This window comes from Rhizobium sp. ERR 1071, assembly GCF_007828675.1.
GTDB lineage: Bacteria > Pseudomonadota > Alphaproteobacteria > Rhizobiales > Rhizobiaceae > Rhizobium > Rhizobium dioscoreae.
The window spans coordinates 42836-60727 of the sequence record NZ_VITM01000013.1 but is presented as its reverse complement, the minus strand read 5'-3'; the positions used below and the strand labels follow the sequence as shown (position 1 = coordinate 60727).

At 61.1% G+C, this 17892-nt stretch carries 19 protein-coding genes; 5 read left to right on the top strand and 14 right to left on the bottom strand.

What is annotated here, in order from left to right:
* The first annotated feature begins 9 nt into the window (after window positions 1–9).
* On the top strand, window positions 10–582 hold the full coding sequence (locus tag FBZ99_RS28790) for a gamma-glutamylcyclotransferase (RefSeq protein WP_113354222.1): 573 nt from the start codon (window positions 10–12) through the stop codon (window positions 580–582).
* A 27-nt stretch (window positions 583–609) separates the two neighbouring features.
* Here FBZ99_RS28790 and FBZ99_RS28785 read toward each other — a convergent pair whose 3' ends face one another.
* From FBZ99_RS28785 to ftsE, 4 genes are all read right to left on the bottom strand, one after another.
* Window positions 610–1413, bottom strand: coding sequence for a lysophospholipid acyltransferase family protein (locus FBZ99_RS28785; RefSeq protein ID WP_145636295.1), 804 nt, complete (start codon window positions 1411–1413; stop codon window positions 610–612).
* Between the two features lie 105 nt (window positions 1414–1518).
* Window positions 1519–2241: a YdcF family protein gene (locus FBZ99_RS28780; protein ID WP_173002584.1), complete on the bottom strand. Its 723-nt coding sequence runs from the start codon at window positions 2239–2241 to the stop codon at window positions 1519–1521.
* Between the two features lie 69 nt (window positions 2242–2310).
* Window positions 2311–3258 (bottom strand): cell division protein FtsX, encoded by a 948-nt coding sequence (locus FBZ99_RS28775; RefSeq protein ID WP_113421393.1) that lies wholly within the window; start codon window positions 3256–3258, stop codon window positions 2311–2313.
* A gap of 88 nt (window positions 3259–3346) precedes the next feature.
* On the bottom strand, window positions 3347–4006 hold the full coding sequence (ftsE, locus tag FBZ99_RS28770; protein WP_015341323.1) for a cell division ATP-binding protein FtsE: 660 nt from the start codon (window positions 4004–4006) through the stop codon (window positions 3347–3349).
* A 210-nt stretch (window positions 4007–4216) separates the two neighbouring features.
* Between ftsE and FBZ99_RS28765 the strand changes: the two genes are divergently transcribed.
* The 3 genes from FBZ99_RS28765 to FBZ99_RS28755 all read left to right on the top strand — a co-directional run bounded on the left by FBZ99_RS28765 (window position 4217) and on the right by FBZ99_RS28755 (window position 6096).
* The gene (locus FBZ99_RS28765; RefSeq protein ID WP_145636292.1) at window positions 4217–4882 is read left to right on the top strand and encodes a hypothetical protein; all 666 of its coding nucleotides are present in this window, start codon (window positions 4217–4219) and stop codon (window positions 4880–4882) included.
* A gap of 146 nt (window positions 4883–5028) precedes the next feature.
* Entirely contained in the window at window positions 5029–5577 is a 549-nt protein-coding gene (gene hpt / locus FBZ99_RS28760) for a hypoxanthine phosphoribosyltransferase (protein WP_095435999.1), read from the top strand.
* Between the two features lie 159 nt (window positions 5578–5736).
* Entirely contained in the window at window positions 5737–6096 is a 360-nt protein-coding gene (locus FBZ99_RS28755; protein ID WP_113332370.1) for a response regulator, read from the top strand.
* A gap of 74 nt (window positions 6097–6170) precedes the next feature.
* Here FBZ99_RS28755 and FBZ99_RS28750 read toward each other — a convergent pair whose 3' ends face one another.
* The 4 genes from FBZ99_RS28750 to argH all read right to left on the bottom strand — a co-directional run bounded on the left by FBZ99_RS28750 (window position 6171) and on the right by argH (window position 12246).
* Window positions 6171–8918, bottom strand: coding sequence for a TIGR02302 family protein (locus FBZ99_RS28750; protein WP_145636290.1), 2748 nt, complete (start codon window positions 8916–8918; stop codon window positions 6171–6173).
* Window positions 8919–9266: 348 nt separating this feature from the next.
* Window positions 9267–10538, bottom strand: a complete 1272-nt coding sequence (gene lysA / locus FBZ99_RS28745; protein WP_145636288.1) for a diaminopimelate decarboxylase — start codon at window positions 10536–10538, stop codon at window positions 9267–9269.
* A gap of 13 nt (window positions 10539–10551) precedes the next feature.
* Window positions 10552–10746 carry an LPS translocon maturation chaperone LptM gene (lptM, locus tag FBZ99_RS28740; RefSeq protein WP_015341316.1) on the bottom strand — a complete coding sequence of 65 codons (195 nt, stop codon included), beginning with the start codon at window positions 10744–10746 and terminating at the stop codon, window positions 10552–10554.
* 99 nt (window positions 10747–10845) lie between these two features.
* Window positions 10846–12246 carry an argininosuccinate lyase gene (gene argH / locus FBZ99_RS28735; protein ID WP_145636286.1) on the bottom strand — a complete coding sequence of 467 codons (1401 nt, stop codon included), beginning with the start codon at window positions 12244–12246 and terminating at the stop codon, window positions 10846–10848.
* 23 nt (window positions 12247–12269) lie between these two features.
* Here argH and tlpA point away from each other — a divergent pair, with 23 nt between their 5' ends.
* On the top strand, window positions 12270–12935 hold the full coding sequence (tlpA, locus tag FBZ99_RS28730) for a thiol:disulfide interchange protein TlpA (protein WP_145636284.1): 666 nt from the start codon (window positions 12270–12272) through the stop codon (window positions 12933–12935).
* A gap of 156 nt (window positions 12936–13091) precedes the next feature.
* Here tlpA and FBZ99_RS28725 read toward each other — a convergent pair whose 3' ends face one another.
* The 6 genes from FBZ99_RS28725 to FBZ99_RS28700 form a co-directional block, all read right to left on the bottom strand.
* A complete protein-coding gene (locus FBZ99_RS28725) occupies window positions 13092–13970 on the bottom strand; it encodes a 3-hydroxybutyryl-CoA dehydrogenase (RefSeq protein ID WP_113231607.1) in 879 nt (292 codons plus the stop codon).
* 144 nt (window positions 13971–14114) lie between these two features.
* Window positions 14115–15044, bottom strand: coding sequence for an electron transfer flavoprotein subunit alpha/FixB family protein (locus FBZ99_RS28720; protein ID WP_145636282.1), 930 nt, complete (start codon window positions 15042–15044; stop codon window positions 14115–14117).
* 21 nt (window positions 15045–15065) lie between these two features.
* Window positions 15066–15815 carry an electron transfer flavoprotein subunit beta/FixA family protein gene (locus tag FBZ99_RS28715; protein ID WP_113332362.1) on the bottom strand — a complete coding sequence of 250 codons (750 nt, stop codon included), beginning with the start codon at window positions 15813–15815 and terminating at the stop codon, window positions 15066–15068.
* A gap of 197 nt (window positions 15816–16012) precedes the next feature.
* Window positions 16013–16591, bottom strand: a complete 579-nt coding sequence (locus tag FBZ99_RS28710) for a cob(I)yrinic acid a,c-diamide adenosyltransferase (protein ID WP_113354211.1) — start codon at window positions 16589–16591, stop codon at window positions 16013–16015.
* Window positions 16592–16702: 111 nt separating this feature from the next.
* On the bottom strand, window positions 16703–16906 hold the full coding sequence (locus FBZ99_RS28705) for a twin transmembrane helix small protein (RefSeq protein WP_015341309.1): 204 nt from the start codon (window positions 16904–16906) through the stop codon (window positions 16703–16705).
* Window positions 16907–17027: 121 nt separating this feature from the next.
* Window positions 17028–17861: an SDR family oxidoreductase gene (locus FBZ99_RS28700; protein ID WP_145636280.1), complete on the bottom strand. Its 834-nt coding sequence runs from the start codon at window positions 17859–17861 to the stop codon at window positions 17028–17030.
* Window positions 17862–17892: the final 31 nt, after the last annotated feature.

The following is a 17892-nucleotide window of genomic DNA, read 5'->3' as shown; positions in this document are numbered from 1 at the left end:
TGTTCTCCAATGGTTGGACTGAAGCTTCACAGTGATTTGGCGTTGGATATGGACGAATTTTGGGTGTTTGGCTACGGATCCCTCATGTGGAATCCGGGCTTTGGTTATGACGAGCGGGCCGAGGCCCTGATTTTTGGCTATCGTCGCTCACTCTGCGTCCGTTCCTGGGTCCATCGCGGCACGGAAGAAAACCCCGGCCTCGTCCTCGGGCTCGATCGTGGCGGCTCCTGCCGGGGCATGGCCTTCCGGGTTCCGGCCTCCGATTGGGATGAGGTGCTAACCTATCTGCGCGAGCGCGAACTCGTCACCAACGTCTATCTGGAAAAGAACTTGCCGATTCGGCTCGCCGACGGGCGGCGCGTGATCGCCGTCGCCTATGTCGTCGATCGCAATCACCGGCAATATGCCGGCTCGCTGGATGCAATCGAGGCCGCGCACGTGGTGGAAGCTGCCAATGGGCGTTCCGGCCCGAATGACGCCTATCTCTTCAATACGCTGACGCATCTGCGCGACATGGGCATCCGCGATCATTGGCTCGAACAGGTTGCCGGCGAAGTGGAGCGGATGCGAAAGGCATCCTGAACCTGTCGCCTGGCGTTGAGAGTTCGCTCAGACTGCGGCGGTAACGGGTTTTGCCTTGGCGATTTCCGCGAGACGTTGCGCCGCCGTCGGCGGAACCGGCAGGTTCGGGTTGTTGGCGATCGTTTCGACCAGCAGCTCGTCGCTTGCTCTTTCCGTCTCCTCGATCAGGCGCGCGAAAAAGGCATCCGGGTCCATGCCGGGCTCGATCGGCGGCAGGATGCGCACCTTGATATGGCCGGGATATTTGCGGAAGGTGCGGCGCGGCCAGAAAAAGCCCGGATGCATGGCAACGGCGACGACGGGGATGCCTAGGTCGCGATACATGCGGGCGATGCCGTATTTGTAGACCGGCTCGGCGCCCGGCGGCCGTCGCGTGCCCTCGGGGTAGATGATGAGCTGGCGACCCGTGGCGAGCTCTTCGCGCGTGCGCTTCAGGACATCGAACATGACCTTGCCGCGGGCGCCGCGATCCACCGGGATCATGCGCTGTTTCCCGGCATACCAGCCGAACAATGGGATCCACATCAGCTCGCGCTTCAGGATATAGACCGGATCGTCGAGATAGGGCAGCAGCGCAAATGTATCCCAGAAGGATTGATGCTTGGGCGCGAAGATGAAGCTGCCTTTGGGGATATTTTCCAAGCCCTCGATCTCGAAGGTGGTGCCGACGATCTTCTCCATCAGCCAGGTGCTGGATTTCGCCCATGCCTTGGGGATCGCATAGGCCGCCTTGCGCGGCATGAGGAAGTAAATCGGCGCCAGCACGATCATGCGAATGATCAGATTGGCATAGAAGGCCGTGTTGAACAGGATCGAACGCAGGATAATCATCGAGGCTTTTCCAATGCACCGGCTTGCACCGGCATCCAAAGGTTTGCCTACACGATTACGACGTCAATAAAAAGTCGGTGCGTGCGCGGTTTTGCGCGACAGGCCTTAGTCGTCGTCCTCGATCGGCTGACGCGAACGCAGGCCGGTCGGACGTCCAAGTCCCGTGATGTTGCGGGCGCCGGCAAGGAGCACCTTGGCATATTCCGCGATCATCGTGCGCAGCGCATTCGGGTCCGTGAACCAGTTCTTGGTCTTCAGATCGGAGTTGACGACCGGATAGGGAATGAAATCGGTCGAGGGATCGACGTATTTCAATTCTGCGAGGCTGCGGGGCATATGGTAGTTGTTCGTGACAACGAGAACGCTCTTGTAGCCCCTGGCGTGAATCCACTTTGCCGCTTCGCGGGCATTGCCGATCGTATCGAGCGCGTCATAGCCGATGTCGACGCAGCAGCTGAACAGGCTGGCGGAACTCTGCGTCAGTTTCCGGATCTGCGTTGGCGTGGTGGTCGGATGTGCGCCCGAGATCAGCAGGCGGTTGCCGGCACCGGTGCGCAGCAGCTCCACCGCCTGATCGATCCGCTGATAGCCGCCCGTCAGCACGACGATGGCATCGGCCTTGGGGTCGAGCGGCGGTTTCAAGGTGGTGATCGAATCGGCGAAATGCAGGAAGCCGCCGAAAACGATGGCTACCAGGAAGATGAAAGCGAAGCCGCCCCAGCGCAAGAGACGGCGGAACAGGCTGCGGCGCACGGGTCTATCACCGCGGGGTCGGGCCCGCAGCGACTGCAAACTCACGGACTTGCGAGTCGTCAGATCCATGCTCATGATTCGCTATTATACGCCAATTGCGGCAATGAACGGGCTGGCAAACGGTAAAAAAACATCGCTGAGGCGTCAATTCGGTACGCTATCCGTCCGCCCGGGATCGGAACGGACCAGATCGATCTCGTAAATCGTGCGCATGACGGTGAATCGCGCCGTCAGCGTCGTCAGCAGCGCGATGATGATCATGGTGGCGAGAATGCCGACATAGCCGAGCGCGCCGACGGAGAAAGTCCCGAACAATGCCGTTGCCTGATCGGTTTGCGGTGTCGCGATCGTATGGCTCTGCAGAAGGCCGGCTGTCGCGAAGAAGAGGGCGGCGAGCGCGCTGCCGGCTCCCGAGCCTTTGAGGCTGATCTTCAGGAAATGCTTCTGGAATTCATTGGCGACGAAGGTGCTTTCTGCGCCGACGAAATGCAGGACTTCGACGATATGGCGATTGCCCGACAATGCGCCGCGCGTGGCGAAGACCACCGTCAGCACCATGGCGGTGAAGACGAGCAGCAGCACGCCGGTGCCGATGAGAACGGTGGTGTGCGCCATCGACACGAGCCGATCGACCCAGGTGCGATGGTCGTCCAGGGTCGCCTGCGGGATCTGTGCCTTGAGCAGGCTGCGCATCGCTTCGAAATCGGGCGGATGCGTCTCGTCGATCGTGATGATGACGAGGCGCGGGACGGGCAGTTCCTTGATATCGAGGCCGGCACCGAGCCACGGCTCGAGCAGGCGCGCGGTCGCCGCCTCGTCGACGATCTGGCCTGATTTGGTGCCGACGAAGCTCAATGCGATGTCGCGGGCGCTCGCGAGCGACTTTTCCATGTCGAGATTGTCGTCCGGCTTGATCTGGATGGTGATCTCGCGGGAAATCTGGCTCTCCCAGCTTGCCGCCGTCGAACGCACCATGCTGACCGCACCGAGCGTCAGGCAGGCAAGAAAGGCCATGATGGCGATGACGACAATCAGCGCATTGCCCTGAATGTTGGAGGACGGCACGATCGGTCCCGTCGGGCGCACGCGCATTTCCGGGCGTTTGCGTTCTGCGGGTGCTGCAGGCGCCTGCCGTGCTTGCGGAGCTCCGGTGGTCGGGGCTGTCCTGCGGGGGCGGGGATCAGTCATAGATATCGAGATGCCCCCCCGATAGGATCATGCGCCTCGCCTCGATCTGGTCCATCAAAGCGAGATCGTGCGTGGCAATGACGACGGCGGTGCCGAGACGGTTGAGTTCCAGAAAGAGATTGAGCAGGCGGCGTGCCATCGGCGGGTCGACATTGCCCGTCGGTTCGTCGGCAAGCAGGATTTCCGGGCGGTCGATGAGGGCGCGGGCGATCGCGGCGCGCTGCTTTTCCCCACCGGAGAGAACCGGCGGCAGCACATTGATGCGCTCGCCGAGGCCTACCCATTTCAGCAGTTCCAGGACGTCGGTGCGGTAGGAGCTTTCGTCCTTGCCGCGCACGCGGAGCGGCAGGGCGACATTTTCATAGGTCGTCAAATGCTCGAGCAGCCGGAAATCCTGAAAGACGATGCCGACACGGCGGCGCAGCAGCGGCAGCTCATTGCGCGGGATCGAGGAAATCTCCCGGTCGAACATGCGGATCAGCCCGCGCGTCGGCTGCAGCGACATGAAGAGCAGCCGCAGCAGTGTCGTCTTGCCGGCGCCGGAAGGGCCGGTCAGGAACTGGAACGATTTCCTCGGTATGTCGAAGCTCAGGTCGCGGAGGATCTCCGGACCCATGCCGTAGCGCAAACCGACGTTCTCAAAATGAATCAACGGGCAGTCCAGTCTTCCGCAGGGTTCAATCAGGCGACTTGTTAACCAATGGCATTAACAGCCGGTAAATTTTTCTGGAAAGGCGCCCTATTCATGGCGATCTTTGCGAAGCATTAACCAAGAAAATTTACGACTGGGCAGGATTCGTTTCAATGCCCAGATTGGCAACGGGCGTCGAAACCATGTGGATCACCGCAACGGGAGGCCATCATGGGCGCTTTTCGCCACCGTCAACAACAGACGGGGCTTATTTATGACCTCATTCCGCCCGAACGCGGAGCGGGGTCGAGCCCGGTGCATTACGTCATGCCGAAACCCGATATTGTCGACGCCGAATTCGTGACCGTTTCCGCCGCACGCGGGCGGCCAGCATCGGGCGTCAATATGCGCTATGGCGGGCGTAACCAACCTAGACCTCAGCCAGTGGCGCGCAAGACTACACTTTCGCGCATCCTCACCGTTCTGCGGGTGACTGAGGAAGTCTTGCAGCAGGCATCGCGGCGCAGCTTCGTGGCGCTCATCATCTGCCTTGCAATCTTGATCTTCGGCCTTTCGGGCGGTTTTTTCGGTCTCTCCGGCGCATCGGCCGAGGCGACATCCGATCCGCTGCAGTTCTCGCATGTGACACTGACGCCGAGGGATGAGAACGGGCTACCCGTCTTGAGATTGAACGGCATCATCGAGAATGTCAGCGGTGCCACGCTTTCGGTTCCGCAGGTGCGCGCCGATCTTTTTGCCGGTGGTCAGCTGGTCAGAAGCATCGTCGTTGACACGCCGGTCGATCGCCTCGGACCGCATGAAAGCCGCGGATTCTCCACAAGATTACAGCATCCTGGTGGAAAAACGCCGGATGTCCTGCTTTCCTTCATGCCATAGGGGGTGTGTCCAAGCCGCTGAGTGTGCTACGGGCTACTGCTTTAGAGTGCTACAGCGACCTTGACGCGTCGTGTCGTATACGACGTGCGGCGCTGTAGAGCTTGATCGGCGGCCAGGGGCCGCGCAGCCATGGAGCATGCCAATCAATGCCTGTCGTACGCGGGAAGAATATCGAGCCGCTTTTCACTGCCGAGCAGATCGCGGAGCGCAATCATGCCCTGGCCAAGGAAATTGCCAGCGGGCCGACAAAGGACCTCCTTGTCATCGCCATCCTCAAGGGCTCCTTCATCTTCGCAGCCGATTTGCTGCGGGCGCTGCATGAGACCGGGCTTGCCCCGGAGGTCGAGTTCATCACGCTTTCGAGCTATGGCGCCGGCACGACATCGCAGGGCGTGCGCATCGTCAAGGACATCGACAGCGACGTTCGGGATCGCGACGTGCTGCTGATCGACGACATTCTGGAATCGGGCCGCACGCTGCGTTTCGCCAAGGAGCTGCTCTACGAGCGTGGCGCCCGCAACGTCACGCTGGCCGTCCTGCTCGACAAGAGCGTCAAGCGCCAGGAAGAGCTGGAAGCCGATTATGTCGGCTTCGAATGCCCCGATTATTTCGTTGTCGGCTACGGCATGGATGTCGCCTACGCCTTCCGCGAACTGCCCTTCGTCGGTGTCGTCACGGGCGACGCCGAGGCCTGATCTTAAGTTAATGCCGGCGGCTTGTCCGCCTGTCCCATTCTGCTCCGGCGATGACGAACCGTTAACCACGGAGCTTGATCGCCTGTCGGCCGTTTACCTATCGCAAACGGAATTCTGGTGATTTCGGTCGCGGAACATGACGGACCAGGAGCACGGACCATGGCAAAAATTCTGATCACGGAAGACGAAGATTCACTTCGCACCTTCGTCGCCCGCGCGCTGCGCTTGGACGGTCACGAGACCGAAGAGGCGGCCGACGGAGCGGAAGGCTTAGAAAAGCTGAAAGAGGGCGGCTACGATCTCCTGTTGTCGGATATCCGCATGCCCGTGATGGATGGCATCGAGCTTGCCCATCAGGCCCATTCAACCTGCCCGGGCATGAAGATCCTGCTGATGACCGGCTATGCCGAGCAGCGCGAGCGCGCCGACGACCTCATGGAAAAGATCGTCGACGTCGTTGCCAAGCCCTTCGCGCTGCCAGACATCCGCAAGGCTGTTGCCCGGGCCTTGGCTGCCTGACATTGGCCGTTGACCAGCGCGGGTAGGCCTCGTGCTGGCTCCATTTTCGTCATCGCAATAGGCTTAAAGCGGCCTTACTGACCCAGATTCAGCAAACGTTCCAGATAGCGCCGTTCTTCGCTGAGCGATGGATTGTTGCTCAGCCGCTCGCGAATGGCGTCGAGGATTTGGCGGGCGCGCTCTGCGTTGATGATGTCTGGCACCATGTTGTCGTTGGGGTTGTCAGAGAAACCGCCGTCATTGCGTGACCGGCCGAGCGGGTCGCGGCCGTTTTGACCGCCTTGGCCCATCTGTCCCGGCATCTGGCCTTGACCTTGCCCCTGACCTTGACCCTGCTGCATCTGGGCCATGAGCTGGTTCATCATCTCGCGAGTGCCCTTGCGCAGGGCATCCAGCGCGCGCCCCTGACCCTGAACGGCGCCTTCGCCATTGCCCTCGGCAAGCTGACCGGACGCGCCCTTCATTTCCTGCTGCGCCTTGCCGTAATTCTGGTTCGGCTTCATGCCGAGCGAGCCGAGGTCTTTCTGCAGTTCGCCGAGCTGCTTGCCGAGATCCTCCTGCTGCTGTCGCAGCTGCTTCAGCGCGTCGCGCAGCTGATCGGCCGTCATGCCATCAGTGGGGTCCTTGCCCTTCTGATCCTGCTGGTTCTGGCCTTGCTGCTGATCCTGCTGGCCCTGATTGCGCTGGCCCATATCCGGACGCATCGGGTCGTTGAGGCCGGGCATGGGCTGATCCATCAAGCCATCGCCGTCCTCGTTGGAATCGCCGCGCTGCATGCGGTCGCGCATGGCCTGATCGAGCTTGAAGGTCTGATCCATCAGCTTTTGCTGGTCGCGCATGATGCGGCCGAGCTTGTCCATCTGCTCGCGCATCTTGTCGTTGGCCTGGTTCTGCTGCTGCCCCGGCTGGGGCTTGCCGGCCTGCAGGCTGTTCATGAGCTGCTGCAGTTCGGAAAGCATCTGCTGTGCGGCCTGGCGATTGCCGGAGCGGGCGAGATTCTCGATCTGATCCATCATGCGCTGCAGGTCCTGCTGGCGCAGGATATTGGCGGAGCGCTGGTTCGGCTGGGCCGGCATGTTGCGCATGCGCTCGGCCAGCTCCTTCATATAGGCGTCCATCGCCTTGCGCAGCTCGTCGGTCAGCTTCTTGATCTCGGCGTCGGGGGCGTTGCGCTGCAGGGCGTCGGAAAGCTTCTGCTGGGCGTCGCGCAAGGCCTTTTCCGCATCGGTCAGCTGTGCGTCCTCCATGCCGAGCGCGATCTGCCAGAGATAATCGGCGGTATCCTTCAGGGATGCCTCGTTGCTCGCGAGCTTCATCCGAGTCAGGGCGGACTTGATGGCGAGATAATTGCCGAGATCGGGGATTGTCTCTTCGGGCCGTATGGTCAGCGATTTGTTGAGCTCGATCGCTTCCGGCATCTTCCGCGTGTCGAGCGCGAAGACCTGGCGTTCTTCGGCCACGGCTGCGGCAAGCGGCTGGCTGAAATTGCGTGACGGTAATACCATCTCGTAGGGAGAGCTGCGGCCGGTCTGGCCGGCACCGTCCTTGGCGACGAGGGTGATGCGGACGCGCTTGCCGGCAAGCGGATCCTGCGTCAGATCGTGGCTCGCCAGACCCTTGCCATTGCGGCGGTCGCGACGCGGAAGTTCCAGCTTGTATTCGGGCAAGCCGTATAGGGGTTTGGCAGCCGGATCGGATTCCACCGGCACGATCTCGGCATGGGCTTCCTCGACGCCGTAGTCATCCTTGACCTTGAAGCCGAGTTCCAATGCGCCGCTCGCCGTCGCGTGCGGAATGCCGTCGAAGGTGATCTCCGGCGGCTTGTCGACGACCACATTGAAGGACCAGGACTTGCCGTTGACGGTCAGCTCGCCGCCCTTTTCAAGCTTGAGAACATGGGTGCGGGCAACCATTCCGTCCGCGGCCGGAATATTGCCGGTGCCGTTCGCTGCCGGTGGTACGGCAGGAGGCGTTGCAGGCTTTGCGCCAGCGGGGCCTTGCTTGTCAGCGTCAGCGGCTTGCTCGGGAATTTCGACGCCCTTTTCGGCGCCAGCTGCCTGGAACAGCACTTTCTCATCCGTCGCAGCACCCGAAACACGCACAGTGAGTTCGGAGAATTGCGGCACGTTCAGGCTATTGCCGGCATTGTCGACATTGCCCGTCAGATAGACGGGCGCTTCGCCGGTGTAATAGGGCGGGGTAACCCAGGCATCGACACGGACATCCGGGTTGCCCGATGTCGAGCTTGATGCCGTGAAGGCATCACCGAGCGAGCCGCCACTATTGGACATGGAAAAGCTGAAGGCTGTTACCAGCAGCAAGGCCGGGACTGCGCGCAATGCGAAGCGGTCGTAGCGGGTGATATCCGGCCTCGGCAGGCCCGCATCCAAGGCGGCGATGCGTTCGGCCATACGCGTCTGGTGCTCGCGCCAGAGCGCGCGCGCAAAGGGGCTATCGAGCGCCGGCTCTTCTTCCTGCACCGTGACAGGCTGGTGGGCGAGACCGTTGCGCTCCTCCAGCAGCCGGTCCGCCTCGACGGTGTTCGGCCAGCGCAGGCGGCGCAGCGGATAGAGGGAGATGGCGAAGCCGACCGCGAAAACGGCAAGCAGCAGAAAGCGCAGGACATCCGGCGCAATGCGGAAAATGCCGAACCAGGCGACGGACAGGAAAAGAGCCAGAATGGATGCCGGCAACAGCAGCCGTGGCAGAAGCTGCTCGCTGGCGAGCACCAGCTGCGCAAAGAGACGCTTGACCGCAACCATGCGCGCCAGCGCCGGACGGGTGGCGAAAGCGCCCTTCTTAGGGTTGCTGGGGCTGGTCATCGGTCCGGTCTTCTCCCGATCTGACGTTGATGGCCAGAGCATGATGCCGAAAAGTGTAAGCGGTTTTCGGACGGCGTCATGCTCTACTTCCCTGATTCTAGAGCGGATTCAGAGTTTCGATCGATTCGATCCAAAATCATCCGCTCTAGTGGCCCGTTGGGATGGGGCGGCGTCCCACACACTCGCGCACGCGGCGCCCGGCGAGACGCCATTCAATCAAAGATAACATTCTTTGTGGCGAAGACGAGGGCAACGGGCGCAAAAGGCTGTTTTTTCACCGCACTTCGCCGAAACGTGATCGGGCAAAGCAGCTTTTGCGGTCCTGCCCGAAATTGCCGATGAAGCCGATTAACCTTCGAGCCAGGCCGGGATGGAATCCAGGCCGATCAAATCCTCGTAGGTTGTGCGCGGGCGGATGACGTGGAATTCATTGCCCTTGACCAGCACTTCGGGAACCAGAAGCCGGCTGTTGTAGGTGCCGGCCTGCACGGCGCCATAGGCACCGGCTGAGCCGACGGCCAGCAGATCACCGGGCTTCGGCAGCGCCATCTCGCGGTCGAGTGCCAGATAGTCGCCCGTCTCGCAGACCGGGCCGACGACATCGGCCTTGATGCGCTTGATATCGGCAGCACTCGTCACAACGGGGCGGATCTCGTGATAGGCTTCATAGAGCGTCGGACGGATGAGGTCGTTCATGGCGCCATCGACGATGACGAAGCTCTTGTCGCCGCCATCCTTCACATAGATGACTTCGGTCACGAGAATGCCCGCATTGCCGACGATCAGGCGACCGGGCTCGGTGACGATTCGGCAGTTGAGGCCGCGCAGCTGGTTCTTGACGATCTCGGCATAGGCATCCGGCAGGGGCGGAGGATTGTTGTCGTCGCGATAGGGGATGCCGAGGCCGCCGCCGATGTCGACGTGATGGATGTCGTGACCGTCACCACGCAGGGTCTCCACGAGATCGCGCAGCAGCTTGAAGGCGTCGTCGAACGGCTGCAGCTCGGTAATCTGGCTGCCGATATGCATGTCGATGCCGGTAGCCTTGATCCCGGGCAGGCTGGCGGCGCGTTCATAGACGGCGCGGGCGCGCTGCCAGGAAATGCCGAACTTGTTTTCCTTCTTGCCCGTCGAAATCTTCGCATGGGTGCGGGCATCGACATCGGGATTGATGCGGAAGGAAACGGGAGCGACCTTGCCGGCGCGGACGGCGCGCTGGTTCAGCACTTCCAGTTCCGGCTCGGATTCGACATTGAAGCAGTAGATGCCGGCTTCGAGCGCCACATCCATTTCCTGCGCGGTCTTGCCGACGCCGGAGAACATGATGCGGTTTGCCGGAATGCCTGCAGCCAGTGCGCGGCGCAGTTCGCCGACGGAGACGACATCGACGCCGGCGCCGAGGCGGCCGAGTGTCTTCAGCACCGCCTGGTTGGAATTGGCCTTCATGGCGTAGCAGACCATGGCGTCGACATCGCCGAAGGCTGCCGCGAAGACGCGATAATGGCGCTCCAGCGTTGCCGTCGAATAGACGTAGAAGGGTGTGCCGACCGCCTTGGCGATCTCTGGAACCGGAACATCCTCGGCGTGGAGAATGCCGTCGCGATACTCAAAATGATTCACGGTCGTTGCCCAATCAGAGAAGCGGATCGAGGAAGAACTTCTTGTCCTCCGTACCCGGCTCCTTCGTCGGCTTGGAGACGTCGCCGCCTTTGGTCGCATGAGCACTCGGCGGATCGAGAGGGCCTTTGCGGCCGCATCCGACAACGGCAAGGCCGACGACCGAAAGCACGACGGTCAGGCGGATGATGTGCGGCATGTTGATCTGCATCGAAATCCTCTTGGGCGGCAAACGCGGAAGTCACTCTTCTTAGCGAAGTTTCCAGGTCTTGTGCACCCTGATTGTTGGTTGCGACTTTCGGCGATTTTCTCAGTTGCGAGCGCGCCAGAAGGCGATCTGTTTACGCACTTCCGAAGGCGCCGTGCCGCCAAAACTCTTGCGGCTGGCAACCGAGGCTTCGACCGTCAGGACATCGAAGATCTTGTCGGTGATATCCGGATGGATCGCTTGCAGGTCCGCAAGCGAGAGCTCAGCCAGCTCGCAGGATTTGCTTTCGGCAAGCGCCACGGCGCGGCCCGTCACGTGGTGGGCATCGCGGAAAGGCAGGCCTGCTTCGCGCACCAGCCAGTCGGCGAGATCGGTGGCGGTGGAATAGCCGGAGCCAGCGGCGGCCTTCATGCGGGCGGTGTTGATCGTCATGTCGCGCATCATGCCGGTCATGGCGGCAATGGCCAGTTCCAGGCTTTCGGCCGCATCGAAGACCTGTTCCTTGTCTTCCTGCATGTCCTTGGAATAGGCGAGCGGCAGGCCCTTCATGATCGTCAGCAGTGCCACCAGCGAGCCGTTGATGCGGCCGGTCTTGGCGCGCACCAGCTCGGCCGCATCCGGGTTCTTCTTCTGCGGCATGATGGAAGAGCCGGTGGAGAAGGCGTCGGAGAGGCGCACGAAGCCGAATTGCGGCGTCGACCAGATGACGATCTCTTCGGCAAGCCGCGACAGATGCATGCCGGCGATCGCTGCGATTGACAGGAATTCAAGGGCAAAGTCGCGGTCGGAGACGGTATCGATCGAATTGCGGGTTGGCTCGCGGAAGCCGAGCGCCTTGGCCGTCATGTGGCGGTCGATCGGGAATCCCGTGCCGGCAAGGGCAGCCGCGCCGATCGGCGATTCATCCATATGTTCGATGGCGTGGCGCACGCGCGAGCGGTCACGGCCGAACATTTCGACATAGGCCATGCAATGATGACCGAAAGTGACGGGCTGTGCCGTCTGCAGATGGGTGAAACCAGGCATGACGGTTTCGGCATGTTCCTCGGCGCGATCAAGGAAAGCTGCGATCAGATCGGTCAGCGCCTGTTCGCACTTCTGCAGCTCTTCCTTAACCCAGAGGCGAAAATCAAGCGCCACCTGATCGTTGCGCGAGCGGGCGGTGTGCAGGCGGCCGGCGGCCGGGCCGATCAAGGTCGCAAGCCGCGCCTCGACATTCATATGGATGTCTTCGAGGCGGCGCGAAAACTCGAAATTGCCGCTTTCAATCTCTGACAGGATCGTGTTCAACCCGTGAACGATCTTGTCTTTATCCTCGGTTGAAATGATGCCTTGATTGGCGAGCATGCTCGCATGCGCGATTGAGCCGCGGATATCCTGAGCAAACAGCTTCTTGTCGAAATCGATCGAGGCATTTATCTCCTCCATGATTGCCGCGGGGCCGGAAGCGAAACGCCCGCCCCACATCTGGTTGGAGGATTTGGTGTCCGTGCCGTCAGTCATGAGATGCCCACCTGGAGAATGAAATGACAGCAAAGAAGCCGTTCGGTCTGCCGTCCATGAAACTCGTTATGCTTGCTGCCGTCGCCGGGGTTATTGCCGGTGCGGCAGCGGTATACGTGAAGGAGGCGGGGTATGGCAATGGCATTGGTGAAACGGCTTCGGCCGATCAATGCGGGTCGGCCAGAGATCGCGCCGCTGCCCTGACGCCTTTCACCAAGGGCCAGGTCGCCGCCATGAGCGTGCCGCCGGCGCCGATCTCGCTTCAGGGTGTTTCCTTCAAGGGGGCAGAGGGACAGCCGCTGTCGATCGGCAGTTTCGCCGGCAAGACCGTGCTCTTGAATGTCTGGGCGACATGGTGCGTGCCGTGCCGCGAGGAAATGCCGGCACTGAACGCGCTCGAGAAGAGCGCCGGCAGCGACAAGTTCGAAGTGGTTGCCGTCAATATCGATACGGGCGACGACGAAAAGACCAAGGCCTTCCGCACAGAATATGCGATCGACAAGCTCGGCTATTACCGGGACAACACTATGGGCGTGTTCAACGTGCTGAAGAAGCAGGGCCTTGCCTTTGGTTTGCCGGTGACGCTGCTCATCGACGACAAGGGCTGCCTGCTGTCGGCCATGAACGGACCGGCGGCTTGGGATAGCGAGGATGCCAAGAACCTGGTGAAGGCTGCGGCGGGTATTTGATTTTCTCCTTCTCCCCTGGGGGAGAAGGTGCCCGGCAGGGCGGATGAGGGGGTGTGTCATAGCAAGCGCGTTGCTGGGTAAACAGTACCGTTTGCCGGTAACGCCCCCTCACCCCGCGCTGTCGCGCGACCCTCTCCCCAATGGGGCGAGGGTATCTTACCGCGTCGGAACCGGCGTTTCCCCGCGATAGTCGTAGAAGCCGCGGCCCGATTTGCGGCCGAGCCAGCCGGCTTCGACATATTTCACCAGCAGCGGGCAGGGACGATACTTGGAATCGGCGAGCCCGTCATGCAGCACCTGCATGATCGAGAGGCAGGTGTCGAGGCCGATGAAATCGGCAAGCTGCAGAGGCCCCATCGGGTGGTTCGCACCGAGCCGCATGGCGGTGTCGATGGCATCGACGGTGCCCACACCTTCATAGAGCGTGTAGATCGCCTCGTTGATCATCGGCAGCAGGATGCGGTTGACGATGAAGGCGGGGAAGTCTTCGGCGACGGTGATCGTCTTTTCCAGCGAGGAGACGTAGTCCTTGGCAGCGGAGAAAGTCGATTCTTCGGTCGCGATGCCGCGTACCAGCTCCACGAGCTTCATGACCGGAACCGGGTTCATGAAGTGGATGCCCATGAAGCGTTCGGGACGGTCGGTTGCGGAGGCAAGGCGGGTGATGGAGAGCGACGAGGTGTTCGTTGCGAGCAGCGCTTCGGGTTTCAGCACCGGACATACCTGCGCATAGATCTTGCGCTTGACGCTTTCGTCTTCCGTCGCCGCCTCGATGGCGAGATCGACCTGGGCGAGATCGTTGAGATCGGCCGAGCCGGTGATGCGGGAGAGCGCTGCCTTGCGCTCTTCGTCGGTTGTCTTGCCGGATGCGACCTGGCGGGCGAGATTGCCGTTGATGGTGGCAAGGCCGCTTTCGATGCGATCCTGCGAGAGATCGTAGATATGGACCTTGTAGCCGGCCATGGCGGACACATGGGCAATGCCGCAGCCCATCTGGCCCGCGCCGATAATACCGATCGTCTTCAGCGAACTCATTGCCAACTCCCCGGCGCGCTCCTGGCGATGCGCTATGCTTTTAATTCAAATTTGCCGGGCCATTTCTAGCCCGGCAAAGATTGATAGACCTATAAAAGACGATTTTCCAGTCTCTCGCAACTGCGAGAAACTCTATCGGCGCGATCAGAGCGCCTTTTGCAATTCCGGCAGCGCTTCGAAGAGGTCGGCGACGAGGCCGTAGTCGGCGATCTGGAAGATCGGGGCTTCCTCGTCCTTGTTGATGGCGACGATGACCTTCGAATCCTTCATGCCGGCCAGATGCTGGATGGCGCCGGAAATGCCGCAGGCGATATAGAGCTGCGGTGCGACCACCTTGCCCGTCTGGCCGACCTGCCAGTCGTTCGGCGCATAGCCGGCATCGACGGCCGCGCGAGAGGCGCCGACGGCGGCACCGAGCTTGTCGGCAACCGGCAGGATGACTTCCCTGAACTTCTCCGCCGAGCCGAGTGCACGGCCACCCGAGATGATGATCTTGGCAGAGGTCAGTTCCGGACGATCAGACGTCGACAAGGCATCGCCGACGAAGGTGGAAAGGCCGGGATTGGCAGCTGCAGACACCGTCTCGATCGCGGCCGAGCCGCCTTCAGAGGCGGAGGCGAACGAGGCTGTGCGCACGGTGATGACTTTCTTCGCGTCGGTCGACTGCACCGTCTGGATGGCGTTGCCGGCATAGATCGGCCGCTTGAACGTGTCGGCGGAAACCACTTCGATGATTTCCGAGACCTGGGCGACATCGAGCAGGGCGGCAACGCGCGGCAGCACGTTCTTGCCGACCGAAGTGGCCGCGCCGATGATCACGTCATAGGAGCCGGAAAGCGATACGATCAGGGCCGCCAGCGGTTCCGCCAGATTGTTGGCAAGGCTTGCATCTTCGGCAACCAGCACCTTCGAGACACCGGCAAGCTTTGCCGCCTGTTCCGCTGCAGCCTTGGCGCCTGCGCCGGCGACCAGCATATGAATGTCGCCGGCGATCTTTGTGGCAGCCGTCAACGCCTTAGCGGTCTGGTCGGAGAGGTGGGCATTGTCGTGATCAGCCAGAAGAAGAATGGCCATGGGTCTTATCCTTTCCTATCCTCAGAGCACGCCGGCTTCGGTCTTGAGCTTTTCGACCAGCTCGGCAACCGAGCCAACCTTGACGCCCGCCTTGCGGCCCGACGGCTCTTCGGTCTTCAGCACCTTCAGGCGCGGCTCGGTCGAGACGCCGAAATCGGCCGGGCTCTTCTTGTCGAGCGGCTTCTTCTTGGCCTTCATGATGTTCGGCAGCGAGGCGTAGCGCGGCTCGTTCAGGCGCAGGTCGGTGGTGACGACGGCCGGTAGCTTGACCTCGATGGTCTGCAGGCCGCCATCGACTTCGCGCGTCACCTGAGCCTTGCCATCCCCGATCTCGATCTTCGAGGCGAAGGTTGCCTGCGCCGTGCCGAGGAGCGCCGCCAGCATCTGGCCGGTCTGGTTGGAGTCGTCATCGATCGCCTGCTTGCCGACGATGATGAGGCCCGGCTGTTCGGCTTCAGCGACGCCCTTCAGGATCTTGGCGACGGCGAGCGGCTCGACGGCATCGTCGGTCTCGACGAGGATGGCACGATCCGCACCCATGGCAAGCGCCGTTCTCAGAGTTTCCTCAGCCTTGGCAGGTCCGATCGATACGACCACCACTTCCTCGGCCTTGCCGGCTTCCTTCAGACGCAGCGCCTCTTCGACCGAAATCTCGTCGAACGGGTTCATCGACATCTTCACGTTCGAAAGCTCAACGCCAGAACCATCCGGCTTCACGCGAATCTTGACGTTGTAGTCAACAACCCGCTTAACGGGGACGAGAATCTTCATGGAATCCTTCCTTCAACATGACCGCCCGAGAACATGCGCTGTTTAGCGCCATTCCATTTGTCGAATGGCGACATGGATACGCGTTTTTTTCCCAATTACAACGCTTCCAGGCCGCCGAGAGACGAATTGCTTGAAAGGCATAAATAACGTTTACGTCAACGTCAATATGTCTGCCTTCGGTGATCGAATTCGCGCCGCTATCGATTCTTGCCGGGAACCCAGAGAACATCGGCCTGGCCGCGATCATTGGCGTGCCGTGCCGCGACGAAGAGAAAATCGGAAAGGCGGTTGATATATTTCAGCGCCGCCGGGCTCACCCGTTCGCCTCGCTCCCGCGACAGCGCCACCATGAGGCGCTCGGCGCGACGCGCTATCGTGCGGGCAAGATGAAGATGGGCGGAAGCGGGGCTGCCGGCGGGCAGGACGAAGGATCGCAAAGGCTCGAGATCGGTGTTCAGCCGGTCGATATCCTGCTCGAGGCGCTCGACCTGGTGATCGATGATGCGCAATGGTTCATAGGCGGGCGGCTCGTCTGTTTCGGGGGTCGAAAGATCGGCGCCGAGATCGAACAGATCGTTCTGGATGCGCATCAGCATCGCGTCGATCTCGGGCATGTCCGACGTGTGCAGCCGGGCGACGCCGATTGCGGAATTGGTCTCGTCGACCGTGCCGTAGCTTTCGACGCGCAGGTCGTGCTTCAGCCGCCTCGGGCCGGCGGCAAGGCCCGTCGTGCCGTCGTCGCCGGTCTTCGTGTAGATCTTGTTGAGCTTGACCATCGGGTTCCTGTGGTTAGAGCCTTTCGCCTTTTTTGAATCGCGAAATGCCCTAACCCTTTATTTTAAGCAATTCCGGACGGAAAACCGCTTCGCACTTTTCCTGGAATTGCTTTAGGCCGGGCGGCCGCCGCCCGTCAGCCAGAGCGTCAGCATGATCAGGATCACTGCGACTGCCTGCAGCAGCACGCGCAGCTGCATCAGCCGGTTCGAAAGGTTCGGGTTGTCACCTTTCATCATGTTCAGCAGGCCGCGAATGAGAACGATCGCGACAAGTCCCATGACAATGATGGCGGCAACATAGGTAACGGTAGACATGGCTCCTCCACCCTTGTCTTCAGAGTGGCTCAGCGCTCCGTCGAAGCTTCAAGTCACTCAAGGTCATCATTTCAAGCAATCCCACGCGGAAAACACGCTTCGCGCCTTTCGTGGGATTGCTCTAGTCCAGCCGGCGCATCAGACGATAGAAAAGGTTAGCCGGCAATAGCCTTTTCAAGAAGGCGCCCTGCTTGGCGGGTGTCGTTACCAGATAATGCGGGCGCGGGTTTCTCACGTTCAAAGCCGATTTTAGCACATCATAGACTGCTTCCGGACCCAATTTATGTTTATTGATCGGACCTGATCCATCAAGCCGTTTCAGCTGCCTGCGATATTCCACCGCATGGGGCGAGCCTTCGAGGTCGATATGCTCGTTGATCTTGGCGAGCGCATTGGCCGTAAAACGCGTCGCGATCGGGCCGGGCTCGATGAGGCTCACATGGATGCCGCTATCCTGCAATTCCATTCTGAGCGTGATCGTCAGCCCTTCCAACGCGAATTTCGAGGCGGTATAGGCGCCGCGGAAGCGATAGGGAACCAGCCCGAGAATGGAGGAGCAGTTGATGATGCGGCCGTGTCCCTGCTTTCGCATCACCGGCAGGATTTGGCGCGTCAGCTCGTGCCAGCCGAAGAAATTGGTTTCGAACTGTTCGCGCAGCACATCGGTCGTCAGATCCTCCACGGCGCCCGGCTGCCCGTAGGCGCCATTGTTGAAGAGGGCGTCGATGCGGTCGCCCGCGCGCTCGCGCACTGTCGCTACGGTGGCGGAAATGGTCTCAGGCTTTGTGTAGTCGAGGAGCAGCGCTTCGATGCCGTCGGCTTCGAGCGAGGCGAGATCGTCTTCCTTGCGCACGGTTGCAAAGACGCGCCATCCATCGCCGCGCAACGCTCGCGCGCAATAAGCGCCGATGCCGGAGGAGCAACCAGTGACGAGGATCGTGCGTTGTTCCGTCATGGAAAGATGATTCCTGTACAAACCGGGACTC